General features: G+C 58.3%; 11 protein-coding genes and 1 tRNA gene. 5 read left to right on the forward strand and 7 right to left on the reverse strand.

Annotated features, from left to right (window positions below):
* Positions 1–177: 177 nt before the first annotated feature.
* The 4 genes from QP941_RS11300 to pgm all read right to left on the reverse strand — a co-directional run bounded on the left by QP941_RS11300 (position 178) and on the right by pgm (position 3,227).
* Positions 178–250 (reverse strand) — tRNA-Ala (locus QP941_RS11300).
* 76 nt (positions 251–326) lie between these two features.
* Positions 327–1,076 carry a DsbA family protein gene (locus QP941_RS11305; protein WP_239278421.1) on the reverse strand — a complete coding sequence of 250 codons (750 nt, stop codon included), beginning with the start codon at positions 1,074–1,076 and terminating at the stop codon, positions 327–329.
* Positions 1,077–1,129: 53 nt separating this feature from the next.
* Entirely contained in the window at positions 1,130–1,594 is a 465-nt protein-coding gene (locus QP941_RS11310; protein WP_239278422.1) for a MauE/DoxX family redox-associated membrane protein, read from the reverse strand.
* A gap of 16 nt (positions 1,595–1,610) precedes the next feature.
* The gene (gene pgm, locus QP941_RS11315; RefSeq protein ID WP_239278424.1) at positions 1,611–3,227 is read right to left on the reverse strand and encodes a phosphoglucomutase (alpha-D-glucose-1,6-bisphosphate-dependent); all 1,617 of its coding nucleotides are present in this window, start codon (positions 3,225–3,227) and stop codon (positions 1,611–1,613) included.
* Positions 3,228–3,363: 136 nt separating this feature from the next.
* Between pgm and QP941_RS11320 the strand changes: the two genes are divergently transcribed.
* The 5 genes from QP941_RS11320 (at position 3,364) to QP941_RS11340 (ending at position 9,014) form a co-directional block, all read left to right on the forward strand.
* A complete protein-coding gene (locus QP941_RS11320; RefSeq protein ID WP_284868988.1) occupies positions 3,364–4,785 on the forward strand; it encodes an alanine/glycine:cation symporter family protein in 1,422 nt (473 codons plus the stop codon).
* A gap of 10 nt (positions 4,786–4,795) precedes the next feature.
* Positions 4,796–5,098, forward strand: a complete 303-nt coding sequence (locus tag QP941_RS11325; protein WP_239278426.1) for a fluoride efflux transporter family protein — start codon at positions 4,796–4,798, stop codon at positions 5,096–5,098.
* On the forward strand, positions 5,095–5,454 hold the full coding sequence (locus QP941_RS11330) for a fluoride efflux transporter FluC (protein WP_284868989.1): 360 nt from the start codon (positions 5,095–5,097) through the stop codon (positions 5,452–5,454). The genes QP941_RS11325 and QP941_RS11330 overlap by 4 nt, the downstream gene beginning before the upstream one ends.
* A 61-nt stretch (positions 5,455–5,515) precedes the next feature.
* On the forward strand, positions 5,516–6,718 hold the full coding sequence (locus QP941_RS11335; RefSeq protein ID WP_284868990.1) for an alpha/beta hydrolase: 1,203 nt from the start codon (positions 5,516–5,518) through the stop codon (positions 6,716–6,718).
* Entirely contained in the window at positions 6,705–9,014 is a 2,310-nt protein-coding gene (locus QP941_RS11340) for a bifunctional lysylphosphatidylglycerol flippase/synthetase MprF (protein ID WP_284868991.1), read from the forward strand. The genes QP941_RS11335 and QP941_RS11340 overlap by 14 nt, the downstream gene beginning before the upstream one ends.
* Positions 9,015–9,069: 55 nt before the next feature.
* Here QP941_RS11340 and QP941_RS11345 read toward each other — a convergent pair whose 3' ends face one another.
* From QP941_RS11345 to QP941_RS11355, 3 genes are all read right to left on the reverse strand, one after another.
* Complete coding sequence (locus QP941_RS11345) at positions 9,070–11,613, reverse strand: ABC transporter permease (protein WP_284868992.1); 2,544 nt, start codon at positions 11,611–11,613, stop codon at positions 9,070–9,072.
* Positions 11,614–12,342, reverse strand: a complete 729-nt coding sequence (locus QP941_RS11350; protein ID WP_284768771.1) for an ABC transporter ATP-binding protein — start codon at positions 12,340–12,342, stop codon at positions 11,614–11,616.
* Between the two features lie 143 nt (positions 12,343–12,485).
* Positions 12,486–13,733: an HNH endonuclease signature motif containing protein gene (locus QP941_RS11355; protein WP_284868993.1), complete on the reverse strand. Its 1,248-nt coding sequence runs from the start codon at positions 13,731–13,733 to the stop codon at positions 12,486–12,488.
* Between the last annotated feature and the right edge of the window lie 438 nt (positions 13,734–14,171).

A 14,171-nucleotide genomic window follows, 5' to 3' on the forward strand; every position in this document is an offset into this window, starting at 1 on the left:
ACTCAATCGGCATTCAAAAAGGCCAAATCTAACCCCCGCGACACGCCGAGCCAGACACACATTTTGACCCTTAACCCTCGCTATCGATCAGCGCATGCTCGATGAGAATCTAGCGGAGCTCTAGCCCTCCGCAACAAGAAAAAAGGAGAGGAACTGATGTTCCTCTCCTTTATTTTGTGGAGCTAACGGGATTCGAACCCGTGACCCCCACACTGCCAGTGTGGTGCGCTACCAGCTGCGCCATAGCCCCTCAAACGAGGTGCAACCCTGTGGGCTGCAACTCGCTTAAATATACATGGAGGGTATTTAACTCTCCAAATCGCCTGCTACTTGGTGACGATTTCTACCCAGTCACCCAGGTTCTTGCCGGCCTTTTGATCCTTTTCTGATGGAACATCCTTGCCATCCTTGACAATACGCGGCGAGGAGACAGAGCCGGTTTCCTTATCCAGCTTGTCGTAGTTAGTCTTTGCCACCTTATTGCCCTGCTTGACGTCCACATCCTTCATGGAATCAACGACATCATCGTCCGCGCCAAACTCCTTGGCGGCGTCAGCAATATCCTTGATGTCCCACGAAGTAGCCACCTTTTGCTGGTTCTGCAGCATGTAGTCACGCAGGTTCCAGTAGGTCTTGATATCACCAGACTTGGCCAGCTCGGACATAGCGGCTGCCGCCTTAGTGGAGTATCCCTCCTGGTTCTCAATATCCTCACCATCCAAGAAGTTGAGGGTACGCACGTGGACGATCAGCTTGCCGTCTTCGATGGCCTTCTGCATGTCACCGTCGGTGGCCTGAGCCAGTTCGGCACAGTGCGGGCAGGAGTAGTCTTCGTAGAGATCCACCTCAGGGGTGCCCTTCTTGGCGCTTTCAGACTTAAGGGTAATAGCACCGTCGTTGTACTCCATGGACATATTTACGTCCTTGGCTTCAAGGGCATCGACAGAATCCGTGGACGACTGCTTGCCATTCCACACGATGTAGCCAATAACAACGGCAATGATGACGAGGAGTACGCCGACTCCCCAAATAAAACCGTTGCCACCCTTGGCGTTAGGGTCAGTTACTTTGCTCATTTGAACCTTGCCTTCAAAATTTTCGGACCAATCCAGCCTACCTTGCCCACCGCTTAGGGGTGAAGGGCAAACTTGGTGAAGGGGCGCTTGATGGTCCATAGGGTCAGGAATAGAAATGCGGCGTCGCGCAGCAGCGTCTTCGCATAATCCATTCCTCGGTCAGGGTTTTGGGCGTCATAGCCAAAGCAGCCGCAGTCAATATCCAGTCCACGGGCCCAAGCTTGTGCGATGCCCACCATAAAGAGCAGCATCACGCAGGTAGCCACGATGGAGGACTGGCGCAGGAATAGCCCGAGCAGCAGCAGCACGCCACCGATGATTTCGAGCGGACCAATGACAATGGCGAGGTAGCCGGCCCAATCGGGAGTAAAGATGTCATAGCCCTTGATGGCCTGGGTCATGTCTAGGGTCTTGCCAAGCTTATGCACGCCGGCGTCAATCCACACCCAGGCCATGCCAAAGCGGGCAATGAAGCTGATGACATCAAGCACCAGCTTCCCATTAATCTTGCTACTCACGAGGTTGAGTGTAGCGTTAAACCCCTAATACATGGGAAACAACTGCCTGTGCTTCTGCTTGCACCTGCTTGAGATGTTCCTCACCCAAGAAAGATTCGGCATAGATTTTGTACTTATCTTCAGTGCCGGAAGGACGAGCGGCGAACCAGGCATTTTTCGTCGCTACCTTCAGGCCGCCGATGGCCGCACCGTTGCCGGGTGCCTCCGTCAGCTTGGCCACGATGTCCTCGCCTGCTAGCTCCGTGGCGGAAACTTTTTCAGGAGACAGCTTCTTGAGGATGGCCTTCTGCTCGCGGTTCGCGGGGGCGTCGGTGCGGGCATAGGCTGGGGCGCCGAATTTCTCCGCCAGTTCTGCGTAGCGCTGGGACGGAGTCTTGCCGGTGACGGCGGTAATCTCCGCGGCGAGTAGATCCATAATGATGCCGTCCTTATCGGTGGACCACACGGAGCCATCGAAGCGCAGGAAAGACGCCCCGGCAGACTCCTCGCCACCGAAACCAATGGTGCCTTCGAGCAACCCCGGTACAAACCACTTAAAGCCGACGGGCACCTCCACCAATTCGCGGTCTAGGCTTTTCACCACGCGATCGATCATGGAGGAAGACACCAGGGTCTTTCCCACACCGGCACTCCCCCACTGCGGGCGGTGACTAAAGAGGTACTCGATAGCCACGGCGAGGTAGTGATTGGGGTTCATGAGTCCGGCATCGGGAGTGACAATGCCATGGCGGTCCGCGTCGGCGTCGTTGCCGGTGGCAAGGTCGAACTTAGAGCGGGCGTCAATAAGCGAGGCCATAGCATCCGGCGAGGAGCAATCCATGCGGATCTTTCCATCCGTATCCAAGGTCATAAAGCGGAAAGTGGAATCCACCTCCGGATTCACCACGGTCACGTTGAGCTCGTAATGGTCAGCGATGGCCTGCCAATAATCCACGGAAGCGCCACCCATGGGATCGGCGCCGATGAGCAGGCCGGATTCTTTAATGGCCTGCATATCCACCACGTTCTTCAGGTCAGCCACGTAGTTGTGCACGTAGTCGTGCTTCACGCAGCGCTCGTCCAGCACGCCCGCGACAGACGTCCGCTTCACACCCTCCAGCCCAGCGCGCAGGTACTCGTTCGCGCGGCCCGCAATCCAATCCGTGGCCTGAGCGTCGGCCGGGCCACCGGTAGGCGGGTTGTACTTGAAGCCGCCATCGCGGGGAGGATTATGGGACGGGGTAATCACGATGCCATCGGCGCCAGGGTGGGTCAGGATGGCATGGGAGACCGCTGGGGTCGGCGTGTAGCGGCCGCGCTCGTCGACGCGAACCTCCACCCCATTGGCCAGCAGCACCTCAAGGGCGGAGACCATGGCAGGCTCGGACAGCGCGTGGGTATCGCGGCCGATGAAAATCGCCCCAGCAACGCCTTGTTCCGCGCGGTAATCCACAATGGCTTGGGTAATCGCTAGGATATGAGCCTCATTAAAGGCTCGATCCAGCGCGGAGCCGCGGTGGCCTGAGGTACCGAAGGACACCTGCTGATCCGGGTTATCGGCGTCCGGGGTACGGGTGTAGTAGGCGGTGACCAATTCTGCGATATCAATAAGATCCGCGGGCTGCGCCAGCGTGCCGGCGCGCTCGTGGGCCATGGCGTACTCCTTGAAGGGTTGGGGTGGTATGCCATCCCAGCTTGCCTGCTCTCCCGTAGTTGCGCAGGACGAATATTCCCCCGGCTGGGGGTATGGGCAAATTTACTCCATTTCTATAGTTCGCTAGATTTACAGAATGGACTCGCTTAATTCCATCCTCTCCGCCATCAGCACCGTGGTGTGGGGACCGTTCATCCTCATTCCCCTCCTGTTGGGCACCGGCCTGTGGCTGACCATTCGTTTGGGCGGACTCCAGTTTCGCGCACTCGGCCGCGCACTGCGCCACGTCTTCGCCAGCGACTCCGGCGACGACTCCACTGAGGGTGATATTTCCAATTATCAGGCGCTGACCACCGCCCTTGCCGCCACCGTGGGAGTGGGAAATATCGTGGGCGTGGCCACCGCGCTGTCCATCGGCGGCCCTGGCGCACTGGTATGGATCTGGATTACCGGCCTCGTGGGTATGGCGTCCAAGTACACCGAGGCCTACTTGGGCGTGCGTTTTCGCACTACGGATTCCAAGGGCGAGATGTCCGGCGGGCCACAGCAATACCTGAAGCGTGGCATCCCCGGACCACTCGGATCGGTACTCGCAGTATTCTTTGCCATCTTTGCAATTTGCGCCTCCTTTGGCATCGGCAACCTCGCCCAAGCCAATGCTGTGGCCACCAATATGGAATCAACCTTCGGTATCGCCCCAGCGGCCACCGGTGCGATCCTCTTCGTCTTGGTGGGATCCGTGCTCCTCGGCGGAATCCAAGCCATCGGGCGCATTACCGCCGCCTTCGTCCCGTTGATGATCATCGTCTACGTCCTGGGCGGGCTCTATGTAATCTTCTCGCATGCCGCGGAGATTCCCGCCGCCTTTGCGATGATCTTCAGCGATGCCTTCACCGGCACCGCCGCCGGCGGTGGATTCGTAGGCTCCACCATCATGATGGCCATTCAATACGGTGTTGCCCGAGGCATCTTCTCCAATGAATCCGGCATGGGTTCCGCCGCCATCGCCGCCGCGGCTGCCAAGACCCCGCACCCGGCGCGCCAGGGGTTGGTATCGATGACCCAGACCTTCATTGACACCATCATCGTGGTCACCATCACCGGCTTGGTCATTGTGGTGGGCGGTACCTGGGATATGGGCCGCGACGAGGCCGGAATCATGACAGCCGAGGCTTTTTCTCGCGTACTCCCAGGTGACTGGGGCGGCACCATCGTTTCGCTCTCCATTATTTTCTTCGCCTTTTCCACCATCATGGCCTGGGCATATTACGGCGAGCGGTCCCTGGAGTCCCTCTGCGGCCGCAAGGCCTCTATCCCCTACCGCATGTTTTTCGCCTGTCTCCTCTTTGTCGGCTCCGTCTCGGAGCTCGAGCTCGCTTGGACCTTCTCGGACCTGGCCAATGGCCTCATCGCCATCCCGAACCTCATTGGCCTGCTCCTGCTCTCCGGCCTCGTGGCCCGCGAAACCAAGGCGTACTTAGCCTTTGACCCCAAGCTCAATAAGCCAGTGGATGAGGTGCGCGCGTTCGTAGAGTCCCAGGGGATGGACTGGAAGTAACATAGGCCGCATGCCTCAGTTCCTCGTCGTGGGTGCTGGCGCTGCGCTCGGCGCGGCGGCCAGGTACCTCCTCTCCGCCGCGCTCGGCGGCGGCATGCTCCCACTGCTCGTCATCAATATCCTCGGCAGTGCGCTCATGGGCTACTTCCGCCCCGGCCCCTTTTGGGGCACCGGCGTGCTCGGCGGTTTCACCAGCTTCGCTACCTTCGCTTTCCTGACCTCCGAGGCACATTGGACCGTGGCCCTGGCCTATGTCCTGGCCACCATCATCGGCTGCGTGGGCGGCTACCTGGCGGGTGACAAGCTGCGATGAATCTTCTGTGCGTCCTTCTCGGCGGTTTCATCGGCGGCAGCCTGCGCTATGGCTTTACCCGGCTTGTCCCCGCCCCCTACTGCACCTTCGTGGCGAATATTTTGGGTTCCCTAGCCCTTGGCCTGGCCTATGGTTTCGCCCAGCTTGCCGACGCCCCCCTTATTCACCCCTTCCTCGCCCTCGGCCTCGCCGGCGGTCTGTCCACCTGGTCCACATTGGCGAAGGAACTGGGCGAGATGATCAAACGCAAGCAGTGGTGGCGGCTTAGCAAGTACCTCTTCTGGACCATCGGACTCGGCATCGTTTTAGCCTGGCGCGGCACCATTTGGGCGACACGCATTTATCACGGCATTTGAGGGGCAAACTCCCAGCTAACTAGCAGTTACTTTTGTCCTGCACAGGCCTAATGTTTTCCGGGTGAGTTTCCTTTTGAATCTGCCTTTGGCGGATCCCATCAACGGCGTGATTTTCTACGCCATCCTCGCGATTGCAGGAATCATCATTCTCCTTCAACGCAAGGTGTGGCCGCTGATCATCGCGGCCCTACTGTGCGTCATCGCTTGGTACTTTCTCCAGCACTGGCAAGTTCCATGGTATATCTTCCTCGCAGCTTTCGTCCCCGTGGCGGCGTTTCTCCGCAAGCCCAAAACTGTCACGATTGCGGCCGGAATCTTCTCCCTTTTGGCAACGGTTGGCATCATCAACATGGAGTACCAAACCTATCCAGATATTGCCTCCCTGGACCCACGCCCTGTGGCAAAAGAAATGAGCTACGAGGAGTTTTCCCACACCAATTCCGGTGCGGCGATCGTCCACGTCGATCTTCCAGGCACCACCTCCCATTTCTCCGCTCGCCAAGCTACGGCGTATATCCCTCCTGCATACTGGACGGACCACACCCTGCCCGTCATCGTCCTCCTGCACGGCAACCCAGGTGGCCCAGAGCAATGGTTCGGTTCGGGTGAAGCGGCCGAAACCGCAGACCAATTCCAGGCGGCGAATGGAGGGCGCAGCCCTATCGTCGTTGCCGTGGACGCCACCGGCTCTGAAACAGCCAATCCCATCTGCGCCGATAGCACCCAGGCCAAGGTCATGACCTACCTCAGCCAAGACGTGCCGCAAGTTATCAAGCAGAAGTTCAAGGTCAACCCGGATCAGCGCACTTGGACCGTCGGCGGCCTAAGCTACGGCGGCACCTGTTCTCTGCAGATCGCTACCAACCGCCCCGAAGCCTATGGCTCTATCATCGACATCTCCGGCGAGGCCGAGCCCACCATAGGCAACCACGCGGCCACGGTGAAGAAATTCTTCGCTGGCGACGAGTCAGCCTTCAATGACCAGGACCCCGCACACTTGCTCGCCCACAAGCACTACTCCGCCCAGGCCATCTTCATCGCTGGCGATAAGGACGCTGCTTCCGTCAACGCCCTGCGCTCGCTTTCCGACGCCGCCCGCAACGCCGGCATGAAAACCTACTTCAGCACCCGCCCCGGCGGCCACTCCTTCCAGGTGTGGCGCCCAGCCCTGCGCGAATCTTTCGCTTGGGCCGCCCGTCGCGGTGGCATGACCGCGATTAAGGATCCCTTCGACGGAATTGGAGCCAACGATGTCCGTTCTTAAAACCATCCTGACCAGGTTTCCTGTTTCCCTGGCCGTCTTAGTCATCATGTGGGCGCTCCACCTAGTGGACTTCCCCACCTCTCACTGGTTGGCGCTGACTACCGCGCACCCCGGCGGCGCCATCATCCTGTCGATCCTTATCCTGTTGTGGCTCGTTCCTGCAGAATGGCGCTTGGGCTCCCTGCGCACGTTGGCGATTGGAATTATCTCCCAGCTCATTACTGTGCCTCTATCCATCGTCCTTGCCCGCGGAATCGAGACCGTAGGCCTGAACCGGTGGGGCAATGATCTCCTTAGCGATACCTTCCTCACCCCAATCGGTTTCATCGCCGGTGCTGCCGGCTTTGCTTCCGCCCTACTACCCCGCCTGTGGCGCCGCCGGCTACGCATCTCGCTTATCGTGCTTACCGCTACCTTTGTGCTCTATTCCGGCACCATGTCCGATGTCCTCGGCATCGTTGCCGCCGCTCTTTCCATTACGGCTGGACAGCTGCTCTTCAAGCCCGAATCCGCACCGCCTTCCATCAGAGAGCGCCGAGTGCTCCTCGCAGTTGGCGTCGCCTGTGTGGCCATCGGGCCCGCCTTTGTGGCACTCGACCCCATGGCAGAGGGCCCCTTTTCGCAGATTACGCAGCTCCTTTGGACCCCACATCTATCCGCTTTGGAGGCCACCCAGTCCTGCGCGGATTCGGTCCCTTCTGCCAGTTGCACCGCGGCAGTCGATCTCGCCCGCGCCCAAGGCATCGGCGCCGTGGTAGCCAATATCATGCCGTTCATCATCCAGCTAGTGGTGTGCTTTGGTCTTACCCGCGGCCGCGTGCTCGCGTGGTGGATGGCGGTCATTACCCAGGTACTTGCCATCACCCTGTTGACCTACCAGCTTTGGGATGACGCCCGCCTGAGCTATCTCCTGCCCAACCTCGTGCTCGTCCTCTTGCCCTGGCTACTGACACTGTTCATGCTGCTAATTAACCGCTCACTGTTTCACACCCACGAAAACCGCGCATTCTTCACTCGGACGGTCACCCTCGCCATACTTGCCGCCGCCATCGGCGCGGGCCTGTGGATCCTCACCGCCTCGTTGCACAACACCGTACCCCCGGCGAACCTCGCGGCGATCCTTGCAGAAACTCCACTGCGCTTCGTACCGGCCGTCGTCGCGCTCATCCTCCCCCACCACGTCGCACCAGCAACCATGTTTTCTTGGTTCATCTACGAGTGGGTAGGAAATGCTTTCTGGCTCCTCGTAGCTATACGGCTCTACCTCGGATTTTCCCGTCCTGTTGACCCAGCCCAAGAGTCCGACCGCGACACCGCGCGCCGCTTACTCGAAGCCGGTACCGGCGATCACCTATCTTTTATGACCCTGTGGAAATCCAACCGGTATTTCTTCCACGGTGATTCCTACGTGGCGTACCGGGTTTCCAATGGCATCGCCCTCACACTGGGTGCTCCCGTCGGCCACGATATCAGCGCGGAGTTCGAGGACTTCGCCGCTGAGCAAGGCTGGACGGTGGCGTGGTATTCCGTCAATGCACAATTCGCTGACGCGCACCCGCAGCTAAAGCGCCTCCAGGTCGCAGAAGAAGCCGTACTCAGCTGCGAATCCGTAGAGTTCAAGGGAAAGAAATTCCAAAACGTGCGCACCGCACGAAACAAAGCAGAAAAGGAAGGCATCACGACACGGTGGACCACCTGGAAGGAGCTGGATATCGCCTCCATCGCCCGCATCACCGCGCTGAGCGAGGACTGGGTCTCTGACAAAGCCCTCCCTGAAATGGGCTTTACCCTCGGCGGTCTTGAGGAAATGATGGTGGACGGCACTCGGCTCCTGCTGGCTGAGTCCGCCGACGGCACTCTACACGGTGTCACCAGCTGGATGCCGGTATACGAAAATGGTGCCATTGTCGGCTACGTTCTCGACGTCATGCGCCGCAATGAGCACGGCTTCAAAGGCGTCATCGAGCTCCTCATCTCAGAAGCGATGCTCATCGCTCATGACGAAGGCCTCGGCTGGATCTCCCTTTCCGGCGCCCCATTGGCGGGACAACCAGACGAACCTAATTGGCTCGACGTCGCCCTCAACCGCATCGGTGAGGAAGTCGAACCGCTCTATGGATTCCGCACCCTAGCGGCCAGCAAGCGCAAATTCCAACCCGAGGAGCACCCGTGGTACCTCTGTTACCACGATGAACTGAAACTTCCTTCCATCGCATTGGCCACCATGCATGCCTACCTGCCGGATATGAAAACAAAGGATGCGGTATCGGCAGTCAGGGCTTGGATGGCCGCGTAAATACGATAAGGTCTCCCTTCTTTGTACCAAGAAGGGAGACCTTAGGCTTATTAGGCTAGTCCGCGATTGCCTCCAATGGCGGCGTCTTTGCCGCGCGTTGCGACGGCCATACTGCCGCAATAATGCCGACGATGGCCGAGCCCACCAGCATAATGAGCACCATCGCCCACGGAATCTGCGCGGAATCCAATCCCTCATCACCGAGGATCTTGATAAAGGACCAGCCCAAGCCGAGGCCGATAAGGATGCCCATCACCGCGCCAAAGAGCGCAATCTGCACCGACTCAAGAGTGATCATCGTGCGGATCTGGCGACGCTGCGTACCCACGGCACGCAGCATACCGATCTCCTGGCGTCGCTCAATAACACCCAGGGTCAAGGTATTGACAATACCCAGAACGGCAATAATCACCGCTAGGGCAAGTAGGCCATACAGGATGGAAAGCATCTGGTCGATGAATCCGGCGGCTTGGCCCGCATACTCCTCGCCAGAATTAACCTGAACCACGACCAAATCCTTGACCGAGTCCTCTAGGTTGTGGCGCAGTTCTTCCTTGTCATAGCCTTCCTGGCCCAAGACGCCCACCATTTGGACGGTAAAGGACTTCTCGGGAGCGACCTTTTCAGCCACGTCTTGCGAGAGCACCATATTCTGCACCACGTCAGTGGGCTTAAAGGTACCGACCAGCTTGGCCTCGGCCTTCTTGTCCTTTTCCGCAGAAGTAACCTTGTAGGTCTCTCCTACCTTCCAGCCGTGTTCCTTGGCAAAATCTTCGGTAGCAATGAAGCCCTTCTCCAAGTTGGCATCGCCCTCGACCATGTCGAGCGCAATCATCGACGACGGATCTCCATCCGCAGTCATCGTTTGTTGGAATTCTGGACCATAATCCATCGATGCCTGACCATCGACGGTCACCGGAGCCATACCGACGGTAATCACCTTATCGACGCCCTCGGCCTCCGCCGCGCGTTTACCCGTGTCTTTCGGCGTCGGGAACTCACCGGAGCTAGGACCGGAAAGCAGATAATCAGAAGTGATGTTCTGCTCCACGGTATCGGCCACGGAGGACTTCATCGTTGCGCCGAGCATGCCAATAGCGGTTACTAGGGCCACGCCCAAAGTTAGCGCGAAGGCAGTGGCGGCGGTGCGGCGCGGATTGCGGCGCGAGTTAGTCGCCGCCAATGAACCAATAGCGCCAAACGGTGCACCGATTGCCTTGCCCACCGTGGGAACCAGAGGCAGCGACAGGGCCGGGCCGGCTAAGAAGAATCCCACGATGACGCCGAATGCGCCGACGCCGACGAGGATGGCGCGGACGGTGGTTTCGCCGTCGGAAAGCACGCCTGCCAACGCCGCAACAATGCCCACCAGCAAGATAATGGCACCGAAAATCGTGCGTACCTTCAGGGAAGTTCCGGAAGCAGATTCGGTAGTGCGCATTGCCTCCACCGGCTGCACGCGGCCAGCGCGCCGTGCCGGCGCCCACGCGGATACAACCGTCACGATAGTGCCCAAAATGATTGGAACTACGATGGCCGAAACGCTCAGGCCCAAGCCGCCATCGAGCGGCATTCCCTGCGCGCTCATGACTGCCTTAATGATTGCGACCAAACCCATACCGGCAACCACGCCAACAATGGAGCCCAGAACACCAACAATGGCAGACTCCACCACCACCGAGTTTGTGATCTGGCGACGAGAAGCACCCAGCGCACGCAAGAGAGCAAACTCCTTGGTGCGCTGCGCGACAATCATCGAGAAGGTATTAGCAATGATGAAGGTGCCCACCAGCAGCGCAATCAGGCCAAACGCGATGAGGAAGTAATTGATGAACTTCAAGGCAGAAGACATCATCTCCGAGGTCTCCTCAGCCAGGCGCTCACCCGACTCCGCCTTGACTTCATACTTCTCGTTCAGGTGATCCACCAAGGCATTCGCATCCACGCCATCGGCTGCAGAAACCTTGAGCTGGCTCGGCTCACCGTAGCGCTCCAGGTAATCCTTTTCAGCCATGCTCAGTACGATGCTCTCGCCCTGGTCTACCGCAGGCTCCGAGATGCCAGAAACGGTAACCGTATCCTGCTCATCGGGGTGAACCACAGTCAGCTTCTGGCCCACGGAAATGTCGTACTTGTCGGCCGCGGAAGAGTTGACGAGGACCTCGTCCTTACCGCTAGGCTCCTCGCCCTCCTTCAGCTCATCGGCGCCACCGACGACCTTGTCTTCCGGGTAGAACGGGACAACGCTGGCCGTGCCGCCCTGGGTTTGATAGGCCTCCGAGTTCTCATCGGCCGCGACAACGGTCTCCGAATCCGCGATATTGATGTTTTTAACATCCTTATCGTCAGCCAGCTTCTGGCGCAGCTTGTCATCCAGTTTCGCGCCATTGTCGTCCTTTTGGCTCACCACTGCATCCACGCCGCGGAACTGATTATCCACGGCGGAGTCAAACGTAGACTTCAGCGAATTGGTGAACATAAACGAGCCGGCAATAAACGCAGTGCCCAAAACTACCGCGAGAATCGTCAGCCCAAGGCGCAACTTATGCGCCACAATATTACGCAGAGATACTCTGCGCATTGCGTTTCCGCGTGCCATTTAGCCCTCAATCTCCGCCATTACCTGGTGAATGGCCTCCATCGTCGGATTGTGCAACTCATTCACAAGCTTGCCGTCAGCAAGGAAAACCACCCGATCCGCATACGAGGCGGCCTTGGCATCGTGTGTGACGATGACCACTGTTTGGTTGTCCTTATCCACCGCGGTTCGCAGAATATCGAGCACCTCGGCCGAAGAATTCGAATCCAGGTTGCCCGTTGGCTCATCGCCAAAGATGATTTCCGGCCGAGAAACCAATGCACGAGCACAGGCCACGCGCTGCTGCTGTCCGCCAGACAGTTCAGCTGGGCGGTGTTCCAGGCGCTCCGCTAGGCCAAGGCGGCTAGTAACCTCCTCAAACCACTGCTTATCGACGCCCTTGCCCGCAATATCCGTGGGCAGCGTAATGTTTTCCGCCGCAGTCAGCGTGGGCACAAGGTTAAAGGACTGGAAAATAAAGCCCAGCCGGTCACGACGCAGCGCCGTAATGTCTTTGTCGTTGAGCGCCGACATATCGGTATCACCGATAAATGCTGATCCGGAAGTCGCTGAATCGAGACCAGCCATGGTGTGCATCAGCGTCGACTTACCGGAACCCGACGGGCCCATGATCGCAGTAAATTCGTTCTTGCCAAATTCAATGGATACATGATCAAGAGCGACGACGGCTGTGTCATCACTTCCGTATTGCTTAAACAAGTCAACGGCGCGAGCCGCAGCATCAGTCATGAGACAAATTCTCCTTGTAAATGGGAAATTACCTATTTAAGTCTAGCGACCATGGCCTCCGGCCAACATCATCCCTGAGGAGGAAAACGGCATGCGAAAGCCTGGCACGCGCCTTCCCCTAGTCACACACCGCAGGCTCAGGTCTATTCCCTAGCCTTCCTTTCTGTTCTTTGTTGTTGGTGTGTGAGGTATTGGGCCCAGGTGTGGTTCCAGTGGGTGTGGTGTGTGGCTAGTGGTCCGGTGGGGTGGTCTAGTTGGTAGGTGCCGTCGCGGTGGAGCCAGGCGATGGTTCCGGTGATGGGGTCGAGAATATAGTGGATTCTGCGGTCGGTTTTGATGTTGTGGTGGTGTTGGCAGAGGTTTACTAGATTATCTGGGCTGGTTGGCCCGCCGAGGTGGTATTCGATGCGGTGGTCGAGTTGGCAGCGGGTGGCGGGGACGGTGCAGCCGGGCCAGCGGCAGGTAGCATCTCTGCCTTGGGTGTAGGCGCGGATGTCGGTGTTGGGGGTGTAGGAGTCTGTTTCGTCGGCTAAGAGTCGGCGGATGAAGGTGTTGTCTGTGGGTGCGTGGTTGAGGTTTATCCATCCGGCACCGGGGTGAAAGACGAGGTTGGTGTCGGGGTTGGTGGTGAACGTGTTGATGGCAACACTGGTGTGGGTGTCTTCCAAGATGAGGTCGATGAGTGCTTGTGCGGCGGTGGTGGTGGTGGTCTGGTTGGTGTAGGCGTCGATGTGGCGGGCGATGATGGTGGCGGTGGCACTATCGCAGGTTAGCGATAGTGTGGTGGTGTTATCGGGGTTGTAGTTGATGCGCAGTCGTGGTTCGGGTTGTTGTTCTTTGTCTTCGGGGCGCAGGTGGGTGTCGATGAAGGTGCGGATGAAGCGGCGCAGATCCGCGTCGGTGGGGACGGTTTGGTTGGGTGTGGTGGGGGTGAGGAAGTCTGCGAGTGCGGCGTCGATGGCTTCAAGATGCTCTGGGTTATCTTCAAGCCTGTTGAGTTCGCGGTCGATGATGCGCAGTTTGGTCAGGTCGAGTATCCAGTGCTGTCCTTGGACTTCGGTGACTAGGGGTAGTTGGCGCATGCGGAAGTGGGCGCGCAGGAAGCCTAGGAGTTTGTTGTAGGAGATGCCGAGGTCTTTGGCGAGGCTGGTCAGGCTAAGATCGACGTCGTCGTCTAGTTGGGGGAGGATGGCGCGGTAGAGGAACCAGGAGGTTTTGCGTGTGTAGGTGCCGGCTTTGCCGATGTGGTTGCCGGGTGCGTTGGTGGTGTAGAACGCTTCCGGCACATCACCATCGTCTAGGGGATCGGTGTCGGGGTGGTCGCCTATGAGGAGGGTGTTTGGGTAGTCGAGGGAAACATCGGGTTCGGGCGGGGCAAGTGTGGCAGTCATAAGTGCGGCACTCCAGCAGAAAAGAACAGTGTTCGTATGTGTTTTCTAACGAGTGCTTTTATAGTATCCCGACTGGTGAACATGTACCCCCTGTGGGGGTGTTTATGTTCGAATAGGGTGCCCTAAATCCGCAGGGATCCCCAGAGTCGCACCTCATACAACAGCGGGGGTAAAAGCAAAGGTTTAGGGTTCGTTGTCTATTACTCCCCTGCCGGGTGTTTGCAGTTCCACCAGGTCTAATGTCAATGAGCGTGTGTGCCGAAGCGGCGTCGGGTTTCGTCTGCTTCTGCAAAACGTGAAAGAAGGGAAGAGGACGGTGGTTGTCCGTCCTCTCCCCTTCTTTTGGTTTATTAAATTATGTTTTTGTTGTTTGGTGTCGGCGGTGACTTACTCTCCCACAACCTCCCGGTTGCAGTACCATCAGCGTGTGCAGGCTTA

The sequence above is a fragment of the Corynebacterium sp. MSK150 genome (genome assembly GCF_030229215.1).
GTDB lineage: Bacteria > Actinomycetota > Actinomycetes > Mycobacteriales > Mycobacteriaceae > Corynebacterium.

What these genes read in the sequence shown, in the direction of transcription:
- QP941_RS11305 (WP_239278421.1), bottom strand. Translation starts at nt 1,076, where the DNA reads ATGAGCAAAGTAACTGACCCTAACGCCAAGGGTGGCAACGGTTTTATT.
- pgm (WP_239278424.1), bottom strand. Translation starts at nt 3,227, where the DNA reads ATGGCCCACGAGCGCGCCGGCACGCTGGCGCAGCCCGCGGATCTTATT.
- QP941_RS11320 (WP_284868988.1), top strand. Translation starts at nt 3,364, where the DNA reads ATGGACTCGCTTAATTCCATCCTCTCCGCCATCAGCACCGTGGTGTGG.
- QP941_RS11325 (WP_239278426.1), top strand. Translation starts at nt 4,796, where the DNA reads ATGCCTCAGTTCCTCGTCGTGGGTGCTGGCGCTGCGCTCGGCGCGGCG.
- QP941_RS11330 (WP_284868989.1), top strand. Translation starts at nt 5,095, where the DNA reads ATGAATCTTCTGTGCGTCCTTCTCGGCGGTTTCATCGGCGGCAGCCTG.
- QP941_RS11340 (WP_284868991.1), top strand. Translation starts at nt 6,705, where the DNA reads ATGTCCGTTCTTAAAACCATCCTGACCAGGTTTCCTGTTTCCCTGGCC.
- QP941_RS11345 (WP_284868992.1), bottom strand. Translation starts at nt 11,613, where the DNA reads ATGGCACGCGGAAACGCAATGCGCAGAGTATCTCTGCGTAATATTGTG.
- QP941_RS11350 (WP_284768771.1), bottom strand. Translation starts at nt 12,342, where the DNA reads ATGACTGATGCTGCGGCTCGCGCCGTTGACTTGTTTAAGCAATACGGA.
- QP941_RS11355 (WP_284868993.1), bottom strand. Translation starts at nt 13,733, where the DNA reads ATGACTGCCACACTTGCCCCGCCCGAACCCGATGTTTCCCTCGACTAC.